The sequence below is a fragment of the Kribbella sp. NPDC006257 genome, assembly GCF_040613535.1.
Lineage (GTDB): Bacteria > Actinomycetota > Actinomycetes > Propionibacteriales > Kribbellaceae > Kribbella.
Genome location: NZ_JBEXSJ010000023.1, coordinates 75,022 through 96,906, shown reverse-complemented (window position 1 = coordinate 96,906; position 21,885 = coordinate 75,022). Strand labels below are relative to the sequence as shown.

At 67.5% G+C, this 21,885-nt stretch carries 23 protein-coding genes; 10 read left to right on the top strand and 13 right to left on the bottom strand.

What is annotated here, in order from left to right:
- Nucleotides 1–118: 118 nt before the first annotated feature.
- On the top strand, nt 119–538 hold the full coding sequence (msrB, locus tag ABZ004_RS26045) for a peptide-methionine (R)-S-oxide reductase MsrB (protein WP_355683637.1): 420 nt from the start codon (nt 119–121) through the stop codon (nt 536–538).
- Nucleotides 539–562: 24 nt separating this feature from the next.
- Here msrB and ABZ004_RS26040 read toward each other — a convergent pair whose 3' ends face one another.
- Together ABZ004_RS26040 and hemQ are read right to left on the bottom strand one after the other, a co-directional pair.
- Nucleotides 563–946 (bottom strand): VOC family protein, encoded by a 384-nt coding sequence (locus tag ABZ004_RS26040; protein WP_355683635.1) that lies wholly within the window; start codon nt 944–946, stop codon nt 563–565.
- Nucleotides 943–1,641: a hydrogen peroxide-dependent heme synthase gene (gene hemQ / locus ABZ004_RS26035; RefSeq protein ID WP_355683633.1), complete on the bottom strand. Its 699-nt coding sequence runs from the start codon at nt 1,639–1,641 to the stop codon at nt 943–945. The genes ABZ004_RS26040 and hemQ overlap by 4 nt, the downstream gene beginning before the upstream one ends.
- Before the next feature lie 84 nt (nt 1,642–1,725).
- Between hemQ and ABZ004_RS26030 the strand changes: the two genes are divergently transcribed.
- Complete coding sequence (locus ABZ004_RS26030; protein WP_355683631.1) at nt 1,726–2,436, top strand: DUF4328 domain-containing protein; 711 nt, start codon at nt 1,726–1,728, stop codon at nt 2,434–2,436.
- Nucleotides 2,433–3,095 (top strand): DUF4328 domain-containing protein, encoded by a 663-nt coding sequence (locus ABZ004_RS26025; RefSeq protein ID WP_355683629.1) that lies wholly within the window; start codon nt 2,433–2,435, stop codon nt 3,093–3,095. The genes ABZ004_RS26030 and ABZ004_RS26025 overlap by 4 nt, the downstream gene beginning before the upstream one ends.
- Here the strand turns inward: ABZ004_RS26025 and hemG are convergent.
- Genes hemG through hemE form a run of 3 tightly spaced genes read right to left on the bottom strand, consistent with a single transcriptional unit; the run spans nt 3,068 to nt 6,056 of the window.
- Nucleotides 3,068–4,528 carry a protoporphyrinogen oxidase gene (gene hemG, locus ABZ004_RS26020; protein WP_355683627.1) on the bottom strand — a complete coding sequence of 487 codons (1,461 nt, stop codon included), beginning with the start codon at nt 4,526–4,528 and terminating at the stop codon, nt 3,068–3,070. The two genes, ABZ004_RS26025 and hemG, sit on opposite strands and share 28 nt — an antisense overlap.
- Nucleotides 4,529–4,540: 12 nt before the next feature.
- Nucleotides 4,541–5,053: a GNAT family N-acetyltransferase gene (locus ABZ004_RS26015; protein WP_355683626.1), complete on the bottom strand. Its 513-nt coding sequence runs from the start codon at nt 5,051–5,053 to the stop codon at nt 4,541–4,543.
- On the bottom strand, nt 5,046–6,056 hold the full coding sequence (gene hemE / locus ABZ004_RS26010; protein ID WP_355683702.1) for a uroporphyrinogen decarboxylase: 1,011 nt from the start codon (nt 6,054–6,056) through the stop codon (nt 5,046–5,048). The genes ABZ004_RS26015 and hemE overlap by 8 nt, the downstream gene beginning before the upstream one ends.
- A 146-nt stretch (nt 6,057–6,202) precedes the next feature.
- On the opposite strand from hemE, the gene ABZ004_RS26005 reads away from it, so the two are divergent.
- Nucleotides 6,203–6,805 (top strand): DUF3000 domain-containing protein, encoded by a 603-nt coding sequence (locus ABZ004_RS26005; RefSeq protein ID WP_355683624.1) that lies wholly within the window; start codon nt 6,203–6,205, stop codon nt 6,803–6,805.
- Nucleotides 6,802–8,076: an HRDC domain-containing protein gene (locus tag ABZ004_RS26000; RefSeq protein ID WP_355683622.1), complete on the top strand. Its 1,275-nt coding sequence runs from the start codon at nt 6,802–6,804 to the stop codon at nt 8,074–8,076. The genes ABZ004_RS26005 and ABZ004_RS26000 overlap by 4 nt, the downstream gene beginning before the upstream one ends.
- On the opposite strand, the gene ABZ004_RS25995 is transcribed toward ABZ004_RS26000, so the two are convergent.
- Nucleotides 8,073–9,410 carry a hypothetical protein gene (locus ABZ004_RS25995; RefSeq protein ID WP_355683620.1) on the bottom strand — a complete coding sequence of 446 codons (1,338 nt, stop codon included), beginning with the start codon at nt 9,408–9,410 and terminating at the stop codon, nt 8,073–8,075. The genes ABZ004_RS26000 and ABZ004_RS25995 overlap by 4 nt on opposite strands.
- An 83-nt stretch (nt 9,411–9,493) precedes the next feature.
- Between ABZ004_RS25995 and ABZ004_RS25990 the strand changes: the two genes are divergently transcribed.
- Nucleotides 9,494–10,339, top strand: a complete 846-nt coding sequence (locus tag ABZ004_RS25990; protein WP_355683618.1) for a hypothetical protein — start codon at nt 9,494–9,496, stop codon at nt 10,337–10,339.
- On the opposite strand, the gene ABZ004_RS25985 is transcribed toward ABZ004_RS25990, so the two are convergent.
- Nucleotides 10,271–11,005, bottom strand: a complete 735-nt coding sequence (locus ABZ004_RS25985; protein WP_355683616.1) for a DUF5995 family protein — start codon at nt 11,003–11,005, stop codon at nt 10,271–10,273. The genes ABZ004_RS25990 and ABZ004_RS25985 overlap by 69 nt on opposite strands.
- A gap of 80 nt (nt 11,006–11,085) precedes the next feature.
- Here ABZ004_RS25985 and ABZ004_RS25980 point away from each other — a divergent pair, with 80 nt between their 5' ends.
- Nucleotides 11,086–11,967 (top strand): class I SAM-dependent methyltransferase, encoded by an 882-nt coding sequence (locus tag ABZ004_RS25980; RefSeq protein WP_355683614.1) that lies wholly within the window; start codon nt 11,086–11,088, stop codon nt 11,965–11,967.
- A gap of 55 nt (nt 11,968–12,022) precedes the next feature.
- Here ABZ004_RS25980 and ABZ004_RS25975 read toward each other — a convergent pair whose 3' ends face one another.
- Genes ABZ004_RS25975 through ABZ004_RS25965 form a run of 3 tightly spaced genes read right to left on the bottom strand, consistent with a single transcriptional unit; the run spans nt 12,023 to nt 13,920 of the window.
- Nucleotides 12,023–12,511, bottom strand: a complete 489-nt coding sequence (locus ABZ004_RS25975; protein ID WP_355683612.1) for a glutathione peroxidase — start codon at nt 12,509–12,511, stop codon at nt 12,023–12,025.
- Complete coding sequence (locus ABZ004_RS25970) at nt 12,508–13,191, bottom strand: dienelactone hydrolase family protein (protein WP_355683610.1); 684 nt, start codon at nt 13,189–13,191, stop codon at nt 12,508–12,510. The genes ABZ004_RS25975 and ABZ004_RS25970 overlap by 4 nt, the downstream gene beginning before the upstream one ends.
- Before the next feature lie 57 nt (nt 13,192–13,248).
- Entirely contained in the window at nt 13,249–13,920 is a 672-nt protein-coding gene (locus tag ABZ004_RS25965; RefSeq protein WP_355683608.1) for a hypothetical protein, read from the bottom strand.
- Nucleotides 13,921–14,119: 199 nt separating this feature from the next.
- Between ABZ004_RS25965 and ABZ004_RS25960 the strand changes: the two genes are divergently transcribed.
- From ABZ004_RS25960 to ABZ004_RS25950, 3 genes are all read left to right on the top strand, one after another.
- Nucleotides 14,120–15,325, top strand: a complete 1,206-nt coding sequence (locus ABZ004_RS25960; RefSeq protein WP_355683606.1) for a thiolase family protein — start codon at nt 14,120–14,122, stop codon at nt 15,323–15,325.
- Nucleotides 15,322–17,436 carry a 3-hydroxyacyl-CoA dehydrogenase NAD-binding domain-containing protein gene (locus ABZ004_RS25955; protein WP_355683604.1) on the top strand — a complete coding sequence of 705 codons (2,115 nt, stop codon included), beginning with the start codon at nt 15,322–15,324 and terminating at the stop codon, nt 17,434–17,436. Before ABZ004_RS25960 ends, ABZ004_RS25955 begins: the two co-directional genes overlap by 4 nt.
- 105 nt (nt 17,437–17,541) lie before the next feature.
- Complete coding sequence (locus ABZ004_RS25950; protein ID WP_355683603.1) at nt 17,542–18,327, top strand: class I SAM-dependent methyltransferase; 786 nt, start codon at nt 17,542–17,544, stop codon at nt 18,325–18,327.
- Here ABZ004_RS25950 and ABZ004_RS25945 read toward each other — a convergent pair.
- The 3 genes from ABZ004_RS25945 to ABZ004_RS25935 all read right to left on the bottom strand — a co-directional run bounded on the left by ABZ004_RS25945 (nt 18,294) and on the right by ABZ004_RS25935 (nt 21,817).
- Nucleotides 18,294–18,923, bottom strand: coding sequence for a class I SAM-dependent methyltransferase (locus ABZ004_RS25945; protein WP_355683601.1), 630 nt, complete (start codon nt 18,921–18,923; stop codon nt 18,294–18,296). The genes ABZ004_RS25950 and ABZ004_RS25945 overlap by 34 nt on opposite strands.
- Entirely contained in the window at nt 18,923–20,224 is a 1,302-nt protein-coding gene (locus tag ABZ004_RS25940) for a basic secretory protein-like protein (RefSeq protein WP_355683599.1), read from the bottom strand. Before ABZ004_RS25940 ends, ABZ004_RS25945 begins: the two co-directional genes overlap by 1 nt.
- Nucleotides 20,225–20,335: 111 nt before the next feature.
- Nucleotides 20,336–21,817, bottom strand: coding sequence for an amino acid permease (locus ABZ004_RS25935; RefSeq protein ID WP_355683597.1), 1,482 nt, complete (start codon nt 21,815–21,817; stop codon nt 20,336–20,338).
- Nucleotides 21,818–21,885: the final 68 nt, after the last annotated feature.

The following is a 21,885-nucleotide window of genomic DNA, read 5'->3' as shown; positions in this document are numbered from 1 at the left end:
GTGCGATGACGGGAGCCTTACGGCGGCTCCCCTGACTGGGTTCTGCTTGTCGTACCACCAATAATGGAAAGGAGCCGGCGGCCCTTGGGCTGCCGGCTCCTTCGACTGAGGAGGACGCATGACAGAGAACACCCGCCAGTACGCCGTACAGAAGTCCGATGAGCAGTGGCGGGCCGAGTTGTCGCCGGCGGAGTTCCAGGTGCTGCGCAAGGCGGGCACCGAGCGGCCGTTCACCGGGGAGTACACCGACACCAAGACCGTCGGCGTCTACAAGTGCCGGGCCTGTGACGCCGAACTGTTCCGCAGCGAGACCAAGTTCGACTCGCACTGCGGCTGGCCGTCGTTCTTCGCGCCGCTGGCCGAGGACCGGGTCGAGTACATCGAGGACCACGACCTCGGCATGAAGCGCGTCGAGGTCCGCTGCGCCAACTGCGGCTCGCACCTCGGCCACGTCTTCGAGGGCGAGGGCTACGGCACCCCCACCGACCTCCGCTACTGCATCAACTCCGTGAGCTTGTCCCTCAGCCCGGTTGAATAACTAGTGAACTTCGGACTCAGGCCACTAGATGGGGGTGGCGAGGGCTACCGGGTTGCCGTCGGGGTCGGAGACGTAGGCCTGGCGTTCGCCCCAGGGCATGGTGGCGGGGGGCTGGAGGACCTGGTAGCCGGCGGCACGGAAGGTTTCCACGTCGGTGTCGACGTCGTCAACGTAGACAAAGAGTTCGAAACGCGGGGCGGTGCCGACGGTGATGCCTAGCTGGGCTTCGGGCCAATTGGAGTCGGCGATGCCCAGCGAGGACTCACCGCGTTCCAGGCCGACATAGTGCGGGTCGCCTTCGAGTGGGAACTGGTAGCGCGACTCGTAGCCGAGTAGCGCGTAGAACTCGACGGACCTGCGCACGCTGCCGACGTACAGGACCGGGAAGGCCTTTCGCTGGGTGGTCACGCGAGATTGGCGACCAGCTCGCCCAGCTCGGTCCGTTTGCCGGTGTAGAAGGGCACCTCTTCGCGCACGTGCCGCCGCGCGGTCGACGCCCGCAGATCCCGCATCAGGTCGACCATCCGGTGCAGTTCGTCGGCCTCGAACGCCAGGATCCACTCGTAGTCACCGAGGGCGAACGACGCGACCGTGTTGGCCCGTACGTCAGGGTAGGTGCGCGCCATCTTCCCGTGCTCGGCCAGCATGAACCGGCGCTCCTCGTCCGGCAGCAGGTACCACTCGTAGGACCGGACGAACGGGTACACGCAGATGTACGGCCGCGGCTCCTCGTCCGCCAGGAACGCCGGGATGTGCGACTTGTTGAACTCGGCCGGCCGGTGCAGCGCGAACTGCGACCAGATCGGCGCCAGGTGCCGGCCGAGCCGGGAGCGGCGCAGCGCGTGGTACGCCTTCTGCAGAGCATCCGACGTCGGTGCGTGCCACCAGATCATGAAGTCCGCGTCGGCCCGGAAGCCCTCGACGTCATAGAAGCCGCGGATCACCACGTCGTCCGCGGCCAGCTTGCCGACGAGATCGGCCAGCTCGGCGGTGAGCTCGTCGCGGTCCACGTCGCCCAGCGGCGTCTCCACCTTGAAGACCGACCAGAGGGTGTAGCGGATCACGTTGTTCAGCTCGCGCGCCTTCGGCTTCGTCTCGGTCACCTCTCCATTGTCCCTAACCCCAACGAACAAAGCTGCACCCGGGTGGGCGCTAGGGTCGCGCCACAGCCGACTTCGGGGGTCATCATGAGCGTTCCGTACGACGGGCAAGCGGCGCCGCCGTCGGCCGGCGGCCCCTTCGCGGCCGGCCGCGTTGGCAAGACGGCCGCGGTCCGGGTCTGGATCAACGCCATCAGCGGCCTGCTGCTCCCTGTGTCGACCTGGATCACCTACTTCTCGTTCAAGGACGACCTGCAGAGCTTCGACCCGGACGGCTACCCACCGTTCGAGCTGGTCGCCCTGCTCATCGCCGGGATCACGGGCATCGCCGCGGCGGTGGCGTACATCGCCTGGCTACGTCGGGTGCGCGGTAACGCCGAACGCTTCTGCAAGGCGCCGCACCGGCGTCGTCGCGGCTGGCTGATCTGGGGCTGGATCTGCCCGGTCGTCAACCTATGGTTCCCCAAGCAGATCGTCGACGACATCGTCGCGGCCAGCACGCCAACGACCGATCCGCAGGCAGCCGAACTGCCGCGCCTGCGAACAGCGGTGGTCCAGACGTGGTGGATCACCTGGGTCGCGAGCAATCTGATCACCGTTCTCGATCCAGGCAATCTGGCTGGCCAACTGTCCGCCGGCGATCTCCTCCGGACAGCGATCCTGACGACCCTCAGCGGTGCGCTGACCGTCGTCTGCGCCGTCTACGCCGTTCGGGTGATCCGGCTGATCGACAACCTGCAGGCATCGCGACCGTCGGTCGCTTGGTGGGAGATCACTGTCAACGAGGGGACATCATGAGCGTGCCGTACGACGGCGTCGCGCCGGCGCAGGCCACCGGCTACCTGAACGCCGACCGGATCGGCCGGGGCGCCTCGATCCTGGTCTGCGCCGTGGCGGGCTGCCAGGTCCTGGTCACGCTTGAGGGGTGGCGTCAGTACGCCGACTCCAAGGACGACCCGCAGAGCGTCAACCTGGGATCGCTCCGCCCGCTCGACGGGGTCAGCTTCGTCCTCACGCTCGCAGCGGCGACTCTCTTCATCCGGTGGCTTCGGCGCGCCCGGATGAACGCGGAGTCCCTCTGCCGGGCGCGGCAGCGACACGACCGCGGCTGGGTGATCGTGGGCTGGTTCGCCCCGGTCTTCTGGTTCTGGATTCCCAAGCAGATCGTCGACGACATCGTCATCGCCAGTTCGCCGGCGACCCCGCGGGACGCCGAGCTGTTGCCGATGGAGCAGACCCCGGTCGTGCTGATCTGGTGGACCGCCTGGCTCGCAGGCAGTCTTGTCAACATCCCCTACCCGTTCCTCCGGCCCGATCCGATGACCGCTGCCGGCCTCGCCGGATCTGCCGTGTTTACGACCCTGAGCACGGTGTTCACGGTGGTCGCCGCGGTGTACGCCGTACGGGTGATTCGTTACGTCAACGAGCTTCAGGCGTCACGCAGCGTCGCCAGGTGACTCTGCACCTGAGTTGCCGCCTTGCCGGCTGCAGCTACGCAGGCAGCGATGCCTACTCCCCTGTACCCCGCTCCGCACACCGCTAGCCCAGGATGCTCCGCCACTGCCGCTTCAACGCGGTCTACGCGGCCTAGATGACCCACGGCGTACTGCGGAAGCCCACCGCCCCACCGGGTCACCAGAGAGGCGATTACGGGCGCATCTAGTCCTACCGCTGCACGCAGGTCGGCTGCTGCGAGTGCGGTGAGCTCCTCGTCGGAGCGCTGGAGCACGTATTCCTCACCGAGCCGCCCGACCGAACACCGCAGTACGGCGAGATCTCCTCCGGCGTCGGCGCTCCACTGCCACTTCGCGTGCGAGAAGGTCGAGGCCTTGATCGTGTGACCCTCCACCGAAGGCACCAGAAAACCAGAGCCGACTGCTGTCTCCGGCCAGTCCTCCTTGCGAACCGCGAGCGTCACAATCGCCATGCTGGCGTAGTCAATCGTCCCCAGCTCAGTCGAGGCTTGCGGGACCAGCTCCGCCAGCATGCGCGCAGCAGGTGCAGCCGGGACTGCCACGACGACAGCGTCCGCATGCAGGAGCGTTGGCGAGGGCACCGGCCCGAGCTCCAGCTCGTAACCGCCCGGCTGCGCGCCACCCGCCTCTCGCCCACCTCCTGCCGACGTGCGGCTGATGCGGCTTATGCGGCGGACCGTCGCGTTTCGTTGCACCACCACTCCGCGTCCGACCAGGTCCTTCTCCAACGCCTCGATCAACCTGTGGATGCCTCCGCGCACACCGGCAAACACAGGTGCACCCTCGACAGCTCTGCGTTGTCCTAGTTCGCGTAGTTCGGCTGTGGCTGCCAGGAGGCTGGGTGCTGTCTTCAGCTTGGCGAACAGCTCGGGTACTGCGGCCGCCAGGGAGATCTCCTCGGCGCGCCCGGCGTACACACCGCCCAATAGCGGGTCGACCAGCTTGTCAGTGACAGCAGATCCCATGCGCTCGGCAACGAACCGGCCGATCGCCACGTCCTCGGTCAGCGCCGGCTCTACCTTCGATGCCTCGGCCGCGACCTGAGCGGCAGCCTCGGCACCCAGTACGTCGACAGTCGCGTCGGCTGAGGTCGGCACGCCCATCACCGTCGGCGGGATCGCACGGATCCGGTCGCCGATCCACAACCCGGCAGAGGTCGTTGCCGGGTACACCAGGTCGTCAGCGAGCCCGACCGCCTTGATCAGGTCGACGGCTTCGGGACGCCTGGCGAGCACCGACTCGGCGCCGAGATCGATCGGAATGCCTTCCAACTCGGCGCCGGCCAGCTTGCCGCCCAGTCGAGGTGACGACTCCAGCACGGTGATGCGGGGTGGGTTCGGACCACTCGCGAGGGCATGAGCCGCAGCCAGCCCGCTGATCCCGCCACCGACAACAACTACCGACCTAGGCTCCACAGGCCCATCACATCAGACCGCTCGATCGACCAGCCGCCGGGTGTAGCGGAGGTTCGGCCGGCCGTTGAACGTACTTTCGCCGGTCACCACGAAACCGGTCCGCTCGAGGACGCGCTGGGAGCTCTTGTTCTCGAGGCTGGTTCCCGCCCGCAGTTCCGTCAGGCCGTACTCGCGAGCCGCCAGCGCACACACCTCGAGCACAGCGGCCGTCGCCAGCCCACGGCCGGTGACGCGCTCCGCCAGCCGATAACCAAGCTCCGCGGACCCATCGGCCACATCGACCAGGTTCACCCGCCCGATCACGCTGCCGTCGTCCTCCACCAGCACATGGAAGTGCAGGCTTCCCGTCTCCTGGTCATCCACCAGCGCCTGGTGCCGCTCACCGAACTCCGCGAAGTAGTCGTCACCCCGATCAGCAATCCGCCCCGCGAAGTACGCCCGATTCTCCACCTCGAACGCAAGAACGGCCTCCGCATGATCAGCCCGAAGCCGCTCAAGCCGAACACCGGGCGGCAGCTCAGGCACGGGCCGACTTGGTGTGGACCGCTTTGACGATGCGGTGGAGGACTTCGGGGTCGGTGTTGGGGGGGACGCCGTGGCCTAGGTTGAAGATGTGGCCGGGGGCCGACTTGCCTTCGGTGAGGATTCGGTCGATCTCGGGCTCGATGGCTTCCCAGCCGGCGAAGAGCAGGGCGGGATCAAGGTTGCCCTGGACCGGCTTGGGGGTGCCGATTCGGCGTACGGCCTCGTCCAGCGGGACGCGCCAGTCGACGCCGACGACATCGGCGCCGGCCTCGCTCATCAGGTGCAGCAACTCGCCGGTGTTCACGCCGAAGTGCAGCCGCGGTACGCCGTACTGCTCAAGCGCGGCGAACACCTTCGCCGAGTGCGGCTGCACGAACTGCTCGTAGTCGCGCGCCGACAACCCGCCGGCCCACGAGTCGAAGAGCTGGATCGCCGAGGCACCGGCCTCGATCTGCACCGAGAGGTACGCGATCGCCACGTCCGCGAGCCGGTCCGCCAGCGCGTGCCACAAGGCGGGATCGGAGTGCATCAGCGCCTTGGTCTTCGCGAAGTCCTTGCTGGGCCCGCCCTCGACCAAGTACGACGCGACGGTGAACGGCGCGCCCGCGAACCCGATCAGCGGCGTACCGCCCAGCTGCGACACCAGCTGCTGCACCGACTCGGTGATGTAGGTGACATCGGCCGGCGTGACCGGCCGGACCACCGCCAGGTCGGCGGCGGAACGGATCGGCGAGGCGACGACCGGCCCGACGCCGGGCTGGATCTCCAGGTCGACGCCGACCGCCTTCAGCGGCAGCACGATGTCGGAGTAGAAGATCGCCGCGTCGACGCCGTAACGGCGTACCGGCTGCAGCGTTATCTCCACGACGAGCTCGGGTCGCTTGCAGGACTCGAGCATCGTGATGCCTTCGCGGATCGCCCGGTACTCCGGCAGCGAGCGACCCGCCTGGCGCATGAACCAGACGGGCGTGTGCGGCACGGGTTCACCCCGGGCGGCCAGCAGGAAGGGTGAGTCGGCAAGAGCCTCGGTAGCTACGGGTGATTGAGAAGATTGCGTCACGGGCACAGGACCGATGATCCCATGCCCGGATGCTGTCACCGGCGCGTCGTCACCGGCGTCGGTGAGTAATCAGTCGTAGGCTGCGAAGCATGGGTGCCCGCAAGCAGGTCGACGCGCCACCCGCGGAGTTCGCCGAGGCCTTGACGCAACTGCGTGAAGCCCGGTTCCGGCCCGAGGTTTTCGTCGAGGAGATGCCCGCACCGCAGCGGATCGCACCGCATGCGGCGGCGGTCAGCGCCGACGTGACGGTTGACGGTGACGATGTCGCCACCGGCCGTCTGGTCGTCCTCTACGACCCGGCCGGGAACGACGCCTGGCAGTCGACCTTCCGCTGTGTCGCGTACGTGCGCGCTGCCGTCGAGCCGGAGATGGTGACGGACGCGCTGCTCGGTGGCGTGGGCTGGACCTGGCTGATCGAGGCATTGACCGACCGGGGTGCCGACTTCCTGGCCCCGAGCGGTACCGTCACCCGGGTGGTATCGGAGAGTTTCGGCGGGATGGCCGATGACGACGCGACGGCGGAGATCGAGATCCGTGCGTCCTGGAGTCCTGTGCCGGGCGCGGACGGTTCGATCGACGTGACCCAGCACGCCGAGGCGTGGGGTGAAGTGCTCTGTACTGCGGCGGGCCTGCCGCCGGTTCCGCCGGGCGTCGTCGCGATGCCGACCCGGCGCGGTCAGCGGGGCAGATGAGCCCGGCCGAGACCCAGCAGGAGCCGCCGCCCGTCCCGGACGACCCGACCGAGAACCTGCCACTCCTCGAACTGCGCGACGGCCTGTCGGAGGTCATCGAGACCGATGACGCCCTGACCGAGGTCATCGAGGCGTTCCGGGCCGGCACCGGACCGGTTGCCGTCGACGCGGAGCGTGCGTCGGGGTATCGGTACTCCCATCGCGCGTATCTGGTCCAGCTGCGCCGCGAGGGTTCCGGCTCGGCGCTGGTCGACCCGATCCCGTTCGGGGACCTGTCCGCGCTCGGTGACGCGATCGTCGACGCGGAATGGATCATCCACGCCGCCAACCAGGACCTGGCCTGCCTGGCCGAGGTCGGGATGGTGCCGCGCAAGGTCTTCGACACCGAACTCGCCGGCCGGCTGCTCGGCTACCCGAAGGTCGGGCTCGCGTCGCTGGTCAGCGAAGTCCTCGGCTACAAGATGCGCAAGGAGCACTCGGCGGCGGACTGGTCGACCCGGCCGCTGCCCGGGCCCTGGCTGGTCTACGCCGCGCTCGACGTCGAGATGCTGATCGAGCTGCGCAACGAGATCGAGGCCGAGCTCCGTCGCGAAGGCAAGTGGGAGTGGGCCGAGCAGGAGTTCGCCGCGATCCTGGCCGCGCCGCCGCGCGAGCCGAAGCCGGATCCTTGGCGTCGTACGTCGGGCATGCACCGGGTGCGGAACCGTCGCAGCCTGGCTGTGGTGCGAGCGTTGTGGGAGGCCCGCGACCAGATCGCCGCGGCCGCCGACATCTCCCCCGGCCGGATCCTGCCGGACGCCGCGATCGTCGAGGCCGCGGCCGCGATGCCGGCCGACCGGGAGACGTTGCAGAAGCTGACCGCGTTCAAGGGCCGCGGAGCGCACCGGCACATGCGGACCTGGTGGGAGGCGATCGACCACGCGCGCCGCCTGCCGGAATCCGAGCTGCCCAAACAAGGACCCCGGTACGACGGTCCGCCGCCGGCCCGCGCCTGGGCCGATCGCGACCCCGATGCCGCCGCCCGGTTGTCCGCGGCAAGATCGGCGGTGAGCGAGATCGCCGAGGCGCACCGGTTGCCGACCGAGAACCTGCTCTCCCCCGACACGATCCGGCGGCTGGCCTGGACTCCGCCGGCCGATGCGGACCTTGCGGCGGTCACGAAGTTCCTGCGCGAGCACAACGCACGGGAATGGCAGATCGCGATGACGGCCGAAGTCCTCACCGACGCCATCGCCACCGAAGCACCAGCCGCGCCCGAGCAGCTGGACTAGAGTTCACCGACACGGGGGTGGCGGATCTCGGCTCCTGTTGCGACTGGGGAGTGCCGGGCGCCGCGTAGTACGTGGATGAGTATGTCTGGGCGCAGGAGAACTATGGGCGGGACAGCCAACTGCAGGACTCCGTTGAACGCACGTGCCACCGGCACGGAGACATGCGCTGCCCGGACGACCTTCGCGATGTAGCTGTTGAGCTGTGCGGTACCGCGTGGCCTCACGCCAACAGTGGCCGGATGTCCGAAGTCTCCACCGACCGCAATGCGCCAGGGCCCGTCGATGACTCGTGCAGCTTTGCTATGGAACTTCCTGGGGAGCTCTGGCGACTGCAGCCCGACAGACTGCACGACGCGCTCCAGTGCGGCGGCCTGCAGCGCTGCCGATGACATGCCTTGGCCGTAGATCGGGTCGAAACTACTGGACGCGTCCCCGAGAGTGACAAGCCCCTGCAACAGCTGAGTCTTCTCGTAGTGCCGCCGCTGACTGGATGGAAACCGGTACGTCGCTATCTCGGACACCCGCGTGCAACGATCCATCAGCTGACCGATAGCGGGACTAGGCAACGACCCTGCGAAGGAGCGGACGCCCTCCTCGTCGGCAGGTGGCACATCTCCATGTACGCCTGCCAGCGTGACCTGCCAACGCTCCCCCTCCACCGGCAACGCAGAGCCGCCCCGGAAGGAGCCCGGATTGTCCACGCAGGCAACGAAACCGCCGTCGAGGTCACCGGGCGACCGCTGCATCAGGAACGACGCGTAGCCGATGTCGATCCCGATCTGAGTGACCGGGGGTTCGAGCCGACCCGACTTCGCCAGGTCGTGGGCAATGCGCGAGTTTCGCCCCGAGCAGTCGATAACAAGCTCCGCCGGCCGCTCGACACCGTTCACCACGACACCTGTCACCCGCTGCCCGTCGACGACGACCCGGTCGACCAGCACGCCGTCCTCGACCGTCACGTTGGGCAGTACGGCCACCCGAGCGCGCACGACGTACTCGAGTAGTGGCCTTGTCAGGCAGAGCACTGGCGGTCCCCAGTCGCCCTGAGCGCGGTAGGCGCCGCCCTGGAAGACCCAGGCGTCTTGACCGCCCACTGGCACAGCTCCTAGCGACTCCAGCTCTTCCCCGATGCCAGGGAACCACTCGCGAAGCAGCGCCAGCCCGCCTGCGAGCAGCAGATGCAGGTGGCGCCCCTGGGGCACATGCCCCCGCGGTACGACGTCATCCGTCAGCCGCTCACGCTCCAGCACTGCAACTGACGAAGCATGCCCAGCTACTGCCCGCGCTGCAAGCAGCCCCGCAATGCTGCCGCCGACAACGATCACGTGAGCCACAACACCAGCCTAAGCGCTCCGTAATCGTTCGCCTCTTGACTGGCCGACGCCTCCGGGTCAATCGTCAGAGTAGGGGGCTTTCCATGAACACATCGGACGATCGCGTACTGCCGTACACCAAGGTGCTCTCGCTCTGCATCGTTCCGTTCCTGCTAGCCGGGTTCGTGATCCTGTACTTCTTCCCGCTGCACACCGCACGCCTCTGGGCCTGGCCACTGCGTCCGACGATGACGGCGATGGTCCTCGCTTCGGCGTACCTGGGTGGCGCCTACTTCTTGATCCGGGCAGCGTTCGAGCGGCGATGGCGTGTGCTCGCGCCTGGACTGCTGTCGGTCACCCTTTTTGCCACGCTGCTTGGTGTGGCCACAGTGCTGCACTGGGACAAGTTCACTCATGACAGCGCGGCCTTCTGGATCTGGTCGGCGCTCTACTTCACCGCACCCGTCCTGGTATTCGCTGCCTGGCTGACGAACCGCCGGTACGCCGTTGCCGTCGGCGACGACCTGCTCTCTCCTGCGGTCCGTGGTGTGATCGCGACCGTCGGAGTGGTCGCCCTGGTGCAGGGAGCCGCCCTGTTCATCACGCCATCGACGTTCCTGGACCTGTGGCCGTGGACGCTCACTCCACTCTCGTGCCGAACGCTCGGCGCCGTGGTGTGCCTGGGCGGTGCCGGGCTCGGCGTACTGCGCGACGCCCGCTGGTCGACGCTTCAGCGGATGCTGGAGGTCGAGGTGATCATGGTCGCCCTCATGCTGCTCGCGGCGCTCCGGGCGCACGATCAGTTCGATTCCTCGAAGCCGCTCGCGTGGCCGCTGCTGATCGGGTTCCTGGTGCTTTTCATTGCCTCACTAGGGCTCTGGTCACGGCGGTGGCAGAACCACGCCGAACCCGGCCACAGCGAGCCGCAGCAGCACCTGGCCGGGAGCTAGTAGGTCGGCGATCTTGGCCGCGCTCAGCAGCTCCAGCTCCGCGAGTCGAACTCTGTAGGCCTCCGGGGAGATCAGGCGGGCCTGGTGGAGTTCGATCGTGTTGTGCCAGACCTTGCGCCGGGACTCGCGCAGGAACCGCTTGGACGCTGCCTGATTGAGCGGTCGCAACGCACGATCCAGCAGGCTTCGCGCCGACTTGGTCGCCAGCTCGGCGTCCTCGGCCGCGACCCGGTCGGCAAGTACTCCGTCGATCTGCTCGTGATCGCGCCGCCTGCTGTCCAGGACCGCGGTATCGGCGAACTGCTCGACCGGGATCACCGCGAGCAGCGCCTGCGGCAGGTCGTAGTTCACGTGCGCGTTGACGCCGAGCAGCACCTGCCGCAGCGGCGCCAGATCTCCGGGTGCGTCGAACGCGAGCCGCCAAGGACGCGGAACCTGGGCTCCGGCCCGCGCTGCGTCGAAGGCGTCCAGATACAGGTCGGCAAAGACGGCATCCCATTCCTCGACCCACGCCGGATCCTCGAACACGCCCCGCTCGACCGCCCGGGCGACCGCGATCGTCGTCCGCTGGTACGTCGCGAGGAACTCCCGCTTCGGCTCCTCCGCCGGTGTCAGCGTGTCGAGCCGCTCCTGCAGCGCGGCAACGACCCGCGCGATCCCCTCCATAACGCTCAGTATCGAGCCGTTTTCCCAGAAACAGCAACAGATGTTGCGGTACGCCGCCCGCCGGGCGGAGGGTCGTCGTCATGAGCACAGAAACCACCGCGGGTCATGGGCACGGACACGGTCACGACACCGATCTCGACTGGGAAGCCATGGCCGACAACCTGGAGGCCTACGGCGAACTGAGTCTGCCGGCACTGCGGAGTACGGCGACTCGATTGGGCTCGCTGATCGACTCGCCGACGCGCATCTTCGACGTGGGCAGCGGACCCGGCGTGATGACGTCCGTGCTGGCCGAGGCGTTCCCGGCGGCCGAGGTCATCGCGATCGATCCCACTCCCGCCCTGCTGGAGCGCGCACTCGCCCGCGGGAAGCGGCTCGGCCACCCGATCAGCGTGCGCGAGGGCGAGCTGCCGGACCTGGACGACGGCAGGCTCGGCACCGCGGACGTGATCTGGAGCAGCAAGGCCGTCCATCACCTAGGCGACCAGCAGGCCGCGCTGACCGAACTTGCCTCCGTACTACGACCCGGCGGGCTGCTCGCCGTCGCCGAGGCCGGCCTCCCGATGCGCTATCTCCCCCGCGACCTCGGCTTCGGCCGTCCTGGGTTCCAGGCGCGCCTCGATGCCGTCCAGGAAACCTGGTTCACTGCCATGCGCGCCGAGCTGCCCGGCAGTGTCTCCGTGGTCGAGGACTGGCCTTCGATGCTCACGACTGCGGGACTCACGTCGGTCGGCAGCTTCAGCACCCTGCTCGACCTGCCCGCACCGCTCAGCGACGTCGGCCGCACCTACCTCCATGGCCACCTCACCCGCCACCAGGACGTGATGAGCGAATCACTGGACGAGGACGACCGCGAGACCCTCGCCGTGCTCCTCGCCCCCGACTCCCCCGAAGGCATCCTGAGCCGCCCCGACGCCTTCCTCCTCACCGCCACCACCGTCTACACCGGCCGCAAGCCCTGAGACGTGCTCCGAGCGCCGACCCCAAGGGGTGCGGCGCTCGGAGTACGGGGTGGAATCAGTGGGCGAGCTGGGCTTCGATGGCGTTGGTGATCTCGTCGGACTCGGGGAGGGTCTGCGGGCGGAAGCGGGCCGCTACGGTGCCTTCGGGGGTGATGAGGAACTTCTCGAAGTTCCACTGGACGTCGCCGGCGGCGCCGTCCGCGTCGGGGGTCGTGGTCAGCTCGGCGTACAGCGGGTGCCGGTTCTCGCCGTTGACCTCGAGCTTGTCGAGCATCGGGAACGTCACGCCGTACGTCGTGGAGCAGAACGTCTCGATCTCCTCGGCAGTACCGGGCTCCTGGCCGCCGAACTGGTTGCAGGGCGCGCCGAGCACGGTGAAGCCGCGCGACGCGTAGCGCTTCTGCAGGTTCTCCAGACCTTCGTACTGCGGGGTCAGGCCGCACTTGGACGCTACGTTGACGACCAGCACCGCCTTGCCCTTGTAGTCGGCCAGTGTGGTGTCCGCGCCGGACAGGGTGTGCAGCGGGATGTCGTACAGGCTCATCGAGATCCTCGTTCGGTTGGGAGGTGACGGGACAGGAATGCGGTGGTGCGCTGCCAGGCCAGTGCCGACGACTCGGCGTGGTGGAAGGCAGGGAGTGGGTTGTCGAAGGCGTGGTCCGCGCCGGGGTACCGGTAGATCTCGTTGCGCGGGCCGTCGATCTTCTTGATGATCCGGTCGAGGTCGGCGCCCAGGTAGAAGTCCGCTTCGCCGAAGTGATGCAGGCTGGGTGCATCGACGGTGAGGTCGAGCAACCTGGGCAGGGCGGAGCCGTAGTAGCTCACCAGTACGTCGGGCTCGGAGACGGCCGCCACGTTGTAGCCGAGTCCACCGCCGAAGCAGAAGCCGACGATGCCGACTCCCTCTTCGCGGCTGCGCAGGTAGTCGAGTGCTGCGACCGAGTCGGAGACAGCCAGGTCCCAGTCGAGGCGCTGCATGACAGCGACCGCGCGATCGAGCAGGTCTGGTGCCGACTCGTCCAACTCGGTGTCGTCCAGGCGCCAGTAGAGCTCTGGGGCCAGTACGTAGTACCCGAGGCCGGCCAGGTTCGCCGCACGCTCCCGGATGTAGTCCGAGATGCCGAAGATCTCCTGCAGCAGCAGGATCGCCGGCCCTGTGCCACTAGGCGGTTCCCAGATGTGCGCCGGCATCAGGCCGGTACCGGTATCGATCTCCAGTGTCACAGACTGAGCCTACGTCGGCGCGTAGATCACCGGCGTGAGAACCTCACCACAACTGCCCTAACGAGCTCGCGTCGTCTGCTTTGGAGCCTCCTCCACAGTCGTCTTCTGATAGGGCATCCAGTACTCCGCTTCGGCGATCGCTGCGCTCAGGAGGTCGAACAATCTGTCGTCAGGGTTCGGCACGCAGGCTTGTGAGATCCCCTCTACCGCGCAGGACACCGCTCTGGGCGCCGTACGTCGGCCGTAGTCCGGGTGATTGCGGTGTGCCTTCGCAGTGAAGGTCCTGGCCCACTTGGCAGCGGCAGGGACCGCCTCCAGTGCTGCCTGTGATTCCGGCTCCATGCTGTCGAGCGGACGCCCGTCCAGCTGAGCTATCTGCCGCTCCCCGACGAGCAGGGCGACGGCGAGGATGTACTGCCGTTCTTGCGACACCACCGGCAGTGCGTGCTGGATACACCGGGCAGTGATCCGCGGTACTACGTGCGGGTCGTCCGGTGTCAGCCCGATCACCGACGGGATGAGCGGAGCGAGCCGGCCGCGCCCGGCGTCCGTCGTACAGTCGTTGACGTCGCGGGCGACTCCGGCGAGCAGTGGGTGGGTACAGGCCGGGTGGTCCGACCAGGGCTCGCCGGCGAGATACGAGGCGAACTCCATGAAGCAGGCGCCCTTGCGCGCGTTGCGGTGTTTGCCCCGGGACAGCACCGGGACACTCATTTCTAGCTTGTCCATGCTTGCTCCAGCGAAACGACCTGAGTCTAGACGGCTCCAGTGACGTACCTGACACCAGCATGCGCCTGATCCCCGCGTGATGCCACGGCTTGCGCCAACCCCTTGTGAGCAGCGGCACAGGCGTGGCGGGTGGGCCGCTCTGTTACCGACGGGTAGCATCGGAGCTGCTCCAACTCCTGAACCCCAGAGGAGGGCCCTCGTGCCCCGTGAGATCCGCGATGTCGTGTTCGTCGACGGCGTCCGCACCCCGTTCGGAAACGGCAAGGCCACCGGCCTGTACGCCGAGACGCGCGCCGACGACCTGGTGATCAAGTGCATCCGGGAAATCCTCCGGCGCAACCCGTCGCTGCCGCCGGAGAAGGTGGAGGAGGTCGCCATCGCGGCCACCACCCAGATCGGCGACCAGGGCCTGACCATCGGCAGGACCGCGGCCCTGCTGGCCGGTCTGCCGAACACCACTCCCGGGTACTCCGTCGACCGGATGTGCGCGGGCGCCCTGACCGCCGTCACCACCCTCGCGTCCGGGATCGCCTTCGGCGCGCAGGACGTGGTGATCGCCGGCGGCGTCGAGCACATGGGCCGGCACCCGATGGGCGAGGGCGTCGACCCGAACCCGCGGATCATCTCCGAGAAGCTGGTCGACACCAGCGCGCTGGTGATGGGCTCCACCGCCGAGAACCTGCACGACCGGTTCCCCTCGATCACCAAGGCGCGGACCGACGCCTTCGCCGTCGCCTCCCAGGAGCGCGCCGCAAAGGCCTACGCGAACGACCTGATCCAGCCGGACCTGGTGCCGATCGCTGTCCGGTCCGCGGAACTCGGCTGGGGTCTCGCGACCACCGACGAGCCGATGCGCCCGGGCACCACGATGGAGGACCTGGCCAAGCTGAAGACCCCGTTCCGGCCGCACGGCCGGGTCACCGCGGGCAACTCGGCGGGTATCAACGACGGCGCCACCGCCGCCCTGCTGACCTCTGCCGAGGCCGCCGAGGAACTCGGGCTGAAGCCGAAGATGAAGCTGGTGTCCTACGGCTTCGTCGGCGTCGAGCCCGAGGTGATGGGCTTCGGGCCGGTCCCGGCGACCGAGAAGGCGCTGAAGCTGGCCGGGCTGACCATCGACGACATCCAGGCGTTCGAGGTGAACGAAGCCTTCGCCGTACAGGTGCTGGCTTTCCTCGAGCACTATGGCATCGCCGACGACGACCCGCGGGTCAACCCGTACGGCGGTGCGATCGCCTACGGTCACCCGCTCGCTTCGTCCGGCATCCGGTTGATGAACCAGCTCGCCAAGCAGTTCGAGCTGCGCCCTGAGGTCCGGTACGGCCTGACCACCATGTGCGTCGGCCTCGGCATGGGCGGCACCGTCATCTGGGAGAACCCGAACTTCGAGGGGGCAGAGGCATGAGCCTGCAAGACCTGATCGACGAGGCTGTCAAGATCGAGAACGACGAGCTCGTCACGCTGGCGCCGTCGCGCGATGTCGTGCTGCCGAACAAGGCCGGCACGATGGCGCTGATCACGCTCGACAACGGGCAGGACCACACCAAGCCCAACACCTTCGGACCGCGCGGTCTCGCCGAGCTTAACAAGGCGATCGAAGCGGCCCTGGCGCGCGACGAGATCGTGGCCATCGGCATCACCGGCAAGCCGTTCATCCTGGCGGCCGGCGCCGACCTGTCCGGCGTACCGAAGCTAACCGATCGCGAGCAGGCGCTGAACCTGGGCAAGATCGGGCACGGCGTGATGCGCAAGCTGCAGGACGGTGGCAAGCCGTCGTTCGCCTTCGTCAACGGTGTCGCGCTGGGCGGCGGCCTCGAGGTCGCGCTGCACGCGTCGTACCGGACCATCTCGGTGGCGGCCGGGATGATCTCGACGCCCGAGGTGTTCCTCGGCCTGCTGCCTGGCTGGGGCGGCAACTTCCTGCTGCCGAACCTGATCGGTGCCGACAAGGCCGTCAAGGTCGTGGTCGAGAACGCTTTGAACCAGAACAAGATGCTCAGCGGTCCCGAGGCGGTCAAGCTCGGCATCGGTGACGTGCTGCTGGACTCGGCCGACTTCCTCGAACAGTCGTTGCTCTGGGCAAGCAAGGTGCTGACCGGCGCGGTGACGGTTACCCGGCCCGAGATCGACCGGGGCGACGCGTGGGATGCGGCTGTCGCCCGGGGCAAGGCTTTTGCGGATCTCAAGGTCAGCGGCGCCGCGCCCGCGCCGTACCGGGCGTTGGATCTGATCACGGCAGCCAAGGACAACGATCGCGATCGCGGGTTCGCGGCTGAGGACGAGGCGCTGGCCGACCTGATCATGAGCGAGGAGCTGCGCAGCGGTCTCTACGCCTTCGATCTGGTGAACAAGCGCGCCAAGCGTCCCGCGGGTGCGCCGGACAAGTCGCTCGCCCGTCCGGTGAGCAAGGTCGGCGTCGTCGGTGCCGGCCTGATGGCCGGTCAGCTCGCGCTGCTCTTCGTACGCCGGCTCGAGGTGCCTGTGGTGCTGACGGACCTCGACCAGGAGCGGGTGGATCGCGGCGTCGGTTATGTACACGGCGAGATCGACAAGCTGCTCGGCAAGGGCCGGATCCGTCCGGACAAGGCGTCGCAGCTGAAGGCGCTCGTCACCGGCTCGGTGGATCGTGCTGTCTTCGCGGATGCCGACTTCGTGATCGAGGCCGTCTTCGAGGAGCTCGAGCTGAAGAAGACGATCTTCGCCGATCTGGAGAAGATCGTCCGGCCGGACGCGATCCTTGCGACCAACACCAGTTCGCTGTCGATCACTGCGATGGCGGCCGACCTGGAGCACCCGGAGCGGGTCGTCGGGTTCCACTTCTTCAACCCGGTCGCGGTGCTGCCGCTGCTGGAGATCATCCGCGCCGAGCAGACCGACGACGCGTCGCTGGCGACTGCTTTCGCGGTGGGCAAGACACTGAAGAAGTCCTGCGTGCTGGTGAAGGACGCACCGGCGTTCGTCGTGAACCGGTTGCTGACGCGCTTCCTCGGTGAGGTCAGCGCGGCGGTCGACGAGGGTACGCCGGTGGTCGAGGCCGACAAGGCGCTGTCTGCGCTGGGTCTGCCGATGCCGCCGTTCGTGCTGCTGCAGCTGGTCGGGCTTCCGGTCGCGCTGCATGTGGCGGAGACGATGAACCGGGCGTACCCGGACCGGTTCGCGGTGTCGGAGAACCTGGCGAAGGTCGTTGCTGCCGGCAAGAGTTCGTTCTATGTCTGGAGCGCCGAGGGCAAGCCGTCGGTCGACCCGGAGGTCGAGGCGCTGATCACCGTCGGAGACAAGCCGTCGACCGCCGAGGAACTTCGCAGCCGGGTGCTCACCGCACTCGCCGAAGAGATCCACATCATGCTCGACGAGGGCGTCGTCGCCGAAGCCCAGGACGTCGACCTCTGCCTCCTCCTCGGAGCCGGCTGGCCGTTCCACCTCGGCGGCATCACCCCGTACCTCGACCGCTCCGGCATCGCCGAAAAGGTCAACGGCACCCGCTTCCTCCCCAAGGGCGTCGCGAGCCTCACCTGAGAACCGCTGGGGGTGCCCGGAGCCGGAAGCCCGGCCACCCCCAGCACTCAGCCCGCGGTCGAAAGTCGGTTTCGTGGGTCAGCCGGTCGGCCTACGATCGGGCGGGTGGATGTTGATGAGCTGGTTCGTGGGTGGCGGGTCGAGGAGACCGGGCCGGCTGAAGGGTGGGACTTTTCGGCGCTCGAGGGGCGCGTCGAGGAGCCGGAGTTGCCGTGGGACTTTGATGCGGTGACTCGGGAGGGGCTCGCCGGCGCGAGGGCCGTGCTGGATATGGGGACCGGCGGCGGCGAGCGGTTGCTGCGGTTCAGGGAGCTGTTGCCGCCGGACACGACAGCGACAGAGGGTTGGGAACCGAACATCCCGGTCGCCCGGAAAGCACTTACGGCGTACGGGATCCAGGTTGTTGCCTTCGGCCAGCCTGATGACGATCCGCGGCCGGCACCGATGCCGTTCCCGGACGAGCGGTTCGACCTGGTGCTCAACCGGCACGAGTCCTACCACCCGCAGGAGATCGCGCGAGTCCTCACGCCAGGCGGGTTGTTCTTGACCCAGCAGGTCAGCGGCGACGAGTTCGCCGAGGTGCGCGAGGCATTCGGCGTACCGGCTCCCGCGGCGCACGTTCACTACGCGCCCTTCCGCGAAGCCCTCACCGAAGCAGGCCTCGAGGTTCTCGATGGCGCGGAGTCCGTCGACCACTACACCTTCAAAGACATCGGCGCCCTGGTCGCCTACCTCCAGCTAGTCCCCTGGGACGCCCCCGAAGACTTCACCGTCGACCGCTACACCGACGCCCTGCTAGCCCTCCACGCCAAAGGCACCCCGCTACAGGTAACCCGCAAACGCTTCTGGCTCAAGGCTCAACGAAACGTGAGAGTAGCGAGCCAGAAGTAAGGAAACTCTGTCCACTCGACCTCGGCGAACGCAGTCACGTCATCGATGAACTGTTCCCGAGTTGGGAAGTTCTTCAGTACTTCGAAGGTGCGCCCGTCCGTCAAGGTACGGGTCTGGAAGGTATCGCCATCGGCGGTGGTCCTGGTGACTGGACTGCTGCTGCCTTCCACATAGCGGTTGTCCATCAGGATCAAGCGCCCTCCCGAGCCGAGGCGCTTCTGCATTCCGCGGAGAAACGTCGCGATGGCGGAGCGCGGAATGTGCGACCAGAAGAAGCCGGCGAAAGCGGTGTCGAAATCACCGGCGACGGCTTTGAGGTCGTAGGCATCGGCACGCTGGAAAGCGACTGCGCCGTCGTATGAACGGGAGCGCGCGATCTCCAGCGGCTCCTCATTCAGATCGGTTGCGAGAACGGACTCAGCAGCTGTGGACAGCGTGGCGGTCCAGTAGCCCGTTCCTGCGGCGATCTCCAGAACTGTGCGATCGCGGACCAGCTCGGGAAGCAGGCTGTGCAAGCGCGCTAGATCCGTCTGGCGTTCGGGCTTGGCGTAAATGGCGTCGTACTCGGCGGCGCGTTCGCGGTAGTAGTCCGACATCAGCCGCGCCAGTTCTTGATGGCGGCTGCTAATGCGGCCGGGGTTTTGCCGGTGTGTTTTTGGAGGATGGTGGCGTAGGCGGCCGGGGTGGTGTTGTGGGTGGAGAGGTCTGCGTAGAGCGCGGCGAGTTTCTGGGGGCCGATCTTTTCGGCGAGGTAAGCGGTGGACCACCAGGCGAGGGCATAGGCGCGTTCGCCGTCACCGTCGAAGTCGGCCGAGGTCAGCAGGGCCTTCATCGTCGGCAGGTACTTCTTCCGGACCTGCCGGCGATATGGGTCGACGGTCCAGTGCGGGTCGTCCTCGATGGCGGCGCAGCGCACATACTCCGCGACGCCTTCGACCAGCCACTCCGGCGTCCGCCAGTTGAGCGAGTCGGTCGCGACGTGCGTCATCTCGTGCACCAGCAGGTCCTTGTCGGTGCTCTGCCGGTACTTCGGGTTCACGACGATCCGGCTGCCGACGGGCGCACCGGTCTTCAAGCGGAACGGCTCCCCGTCGTACAAGGTGACCGCCATCGCCGCGATCGTCCAGCCGTCGCCAGTGCCCGTGGTCCAGAGGTTGCTCATCACCTGCGGCTCACGCATCGCGACAACCATCACCGCACCGTCCCAGCCCAGCGGCCAATGCCTCCGCACGGCGGCGACGGCAGCCGACGAGCTCTTGGCAATCTTTGCGCCGAGCGCCGCCTCCGCCTTGTCGACGATCACGACCACCTTCTCGCGCCGGGTGACGGCGACCTCGCCGAAGTCCCACGGCTGCTGATGGCCGTCCCGGCTCAACTCGGAGTCGATCTCGCTGTCGGAGATCAGCACCCACTGGTTCCCGCGCCGGGTGAACGAGTAGCCGAGATCGGTCTGCACCGGAGAGCGATCCAGCCCGGTCAGCTGGTACCGCATCATCAACCGAACAGTGAAGGTCTGCGCTCCGTACTTCTCCACCAGCGCCGGCGTCTTGCGCTCGGATTCGACGAAGTAGTTCAGCTTGCTGAAACCGAACATCCGCAGATTCTTGAAGAGCCTGGTCTGCCCGGTCACCAGCTGGGGATCCACAGCCTTGAGGAAACCGGCTTGATCACCCTTGAGTACGGCGCTCGCCCGCTGCGCCAGCAACACGTTGATCTGCGCCTTCCGCGCCGCCTTCTCCGCATCGGAGACGACACCGGGCGTGGCTCCTACGGCAACCGCGGTACTTCCGGTGGGCCGTGACCCGTGATCGCCCCGGGTCGCCACGACGGCGCCCGCCGTACTGGCGACTGCCACAGCGGCAACTCCCGCGATGATTCGCCCCCGCCGCTTGCTCATCGCTCTCCTCAGCCCCACCCGTGTTCCAGCGAGGGGATCCTACTCCGTCGCCACAACGCACGAAGAACCGCGCCCTCAGGGGTCTGAGAGCGCGGCCTCCGAGCGACGGAGTTACGCCCGGGTGCTTTCCCCGGTACGTTCTGTGGTGCCGACGCGGCTCTTGCGGTAGCCGTAGAGGGCGTAGACGACGAAGCCGAGCACCATCCAGATCGCGAACCGCAGCCAGGTCTCCAGCGACAGGTTCAGCATCAGGTAGATGCAGATCAGCGCGGCGAGGATCGGCACCACCGGGTTGCCCGGCACCCGGAACGAGCGCTGGATGTCCGGCCGGCTCTTCCGCAGCAGCGGGACGGCGATCGACACCAGAGTGAACGCGGCGAGCGTGCCGATGTTCACCATCTCCTCGAGCTTGCCGACCGGTGTCACACCGGCCACGATCGCCACCACGACACCGATCCCGATGGTCAGCCGGTACGGCGTACCGAACGTCGGGTGGGTCTTGCCGAGAGTGGCCGGCACCAGGTGGTCGCGGCTCATCGCGAACACGACGCGGGCGGCGCCGATCATCAAGGTCAGCACGACCGTGGTCAGACCGGCAACGGCACCGGCCGAGATCAACGTCGCGAACCCGGGTTTGCCGACCGCCTTGAAGGCTTCGGCCAGCGCGGCCTCACTGCTGATGTCGGTGTACTTGACCATGCCGGTGATCACGATGCAGACCAGCACGTAGAGCACGGTGCAGATCGCGAGCGAACCGATGATGCCGCGTGGCAGGTCGCGCTGCGGGTTCTTCGCCTCCTCGGCGGTGGTCGCGACCACGTCGAACCCGATGAACGCGAAGAACACCAGCGAGGCACCGGAGACCAGGCCCATCACCCCGAACGTCGACGGGGTGAACCCGAACAGCGCCTGGAACAGCGGGGTGGTGATGGTGACGTCGCCGTTCTCGGCCGGCACGCTCGGCGGGATGAACGGGGTCAGGTTGGAGCCCTTGATGTAGAACAGGCCGGCGATGATCACGAACAGCACCACGAACAGCTTCACCGCGACCAGCGCCAGGTTGACCCGCAGCGACTCCTTGATGCCGATCGTCGCGAGCGTCGCCAGCACGAGGACCAGCAGCATCGCGAGCACATTGACGTCGGCGCCCGGCCCGATCGAATCCGGCCAGCCGAGCCCGATCTGATCGAGGAACAACTTCGCGTACGCCGACCAGCCCTGCGCGACCACACTCGATCCGAGCATCAGCTCGAGCAGCAGGTCCCAGCCGATGATCCAGGCGAAGATCTCACCCAGCGAGAAGTACGAGAACGTGTACGCCGAACCCGACACCGGCACCGTCGACGAGAACTCCGCGTAGCACAGCGCCGCGAGCGCGCAGCAGATCGCGGCGAAGACGAACGACAACGCGATCCCGGGACCGGCGTACGCCTTCGCCGCCCGCCCGGTCAGGGTGAAGATACCGGCGCCGATGATGACGCCGATCCCGAAGACGGTCAGGTCGAGGGCGGTGAGGCGTTTCTTGAGCTGGTACTCCGGCTCGTCGGTGTCCGCGATCGACTGCTCGATCGTCTTCTTTCGCAACAGGCTCATCTGTACGCCTCCTCAACTCGGACGGAACCCTCCGAGCCTGCCCGTCTGACAGCACGAGGTCAAACCGC

Excerpts from the sequence above, each read along its gene's own strand:
- ABZ004_RS25945 (WP_355683601.1), bottom strand. The coding sequence starts at position 18,923 with ATGTCGGACTACTACCGCGAACGCGCCGCCGAGTACGACGCCATTTAC.
- ABZ004_RS25965 (WP_355683608.1), bottom strand. The coding sequence starts at position 13,920 with ATGGACAAGCTAGAAATGAGTGTCCCGGTGCTGTCCCGGGGCAAACAC.
- msrB (WP_355683637.1), top strand. The coding sequence starts at position 119 with ATGACAGAGAACACCCGCCAGTACGCCGTACAGAAGTCCGATGAGCAG.
- ABZ004_RS25955 (WP_355683604.1), top strand. The coding sequence starts at position 15,322 with ATGAGCCTGCAAGACCTGATCGACGAGGCTGTCAAGATCGAGAACGAC.
- ABZ004_RS26000 (WP_355683622.1), top strand. The coding sequence starts at position 6,802 with ATGAGCCCGGCCGAGACCCAGCAGGAGCCGCCGCCCGTCCCGGACGAC.
- ABZ004_RS26025 (WP_355683629.1), top strand. The coding sequence starts at position 2,433 with ATGAGCGTGCCGTACGACGGCGTCGCGCCGGCGCAGGCCACCGGCTAC.
- ABZ004_RS25935 (WP_355683597.1), bottom strand. The coding sequence starts at position 21,817 with ATGAGCCTGTTGCGAAAGAAGACGATCGAGCAGTCGATCGCGGACACC.
- ABZ004_RS25980 (WP_355683614.1), top strand. The coding sequence starts at position 11,086 with ATGAGCACAGAAACCACCGCGGGTCATGGGCACGGACACGGTCACGAC.
- ABZ004_RS25940 (WP_355683599.1), bottom strand. The coding sequence starts at position 20,224 with ATGAGCAAGCGGCGGGGGCGAATCATCGCGGGAGTTGCCGCTGTGGCA.
- ABZ004_RS25985 (WP_355683616.1), bottom strand. The coding sequence starts at position 11,005 with ATGGAGGGGATCGCGCGGGTCGTTGCCGCGCTGCAGGAGCGGCTCGAC.
- ABZ004_RS25975 (WP_355683612.1), bottom strand. The coding sequence starts at position 12,511 with ATGAGCCTGTACGACATCCCGCTGCACACCCTGTCCGGCGCGGACACC.
- ABZ004_RS25990 (WP_355683618.1), top strand. The coding sequence starts at position 9,494 with ATGAACACATCGGACGATCGCGTACTGCCGTACACCAAGGTGCTCTCG.
- ABZ004_RS26030 (WP_355683631.1), top strand. The coding sequence starts at position 1,726 with ATGAGCGTTCCGTACGACGGGCAAGCGGCGCCGCCGTCGGCCGGCGGC.
- ABZ004_RS26005 (WP_355683624.1), top strand. The coding sequence starts at position 6,203 with ATGGGTGCCCGCAAGCAGGTCGACGCGCCACCCGCGGAGTTCGCCGAG.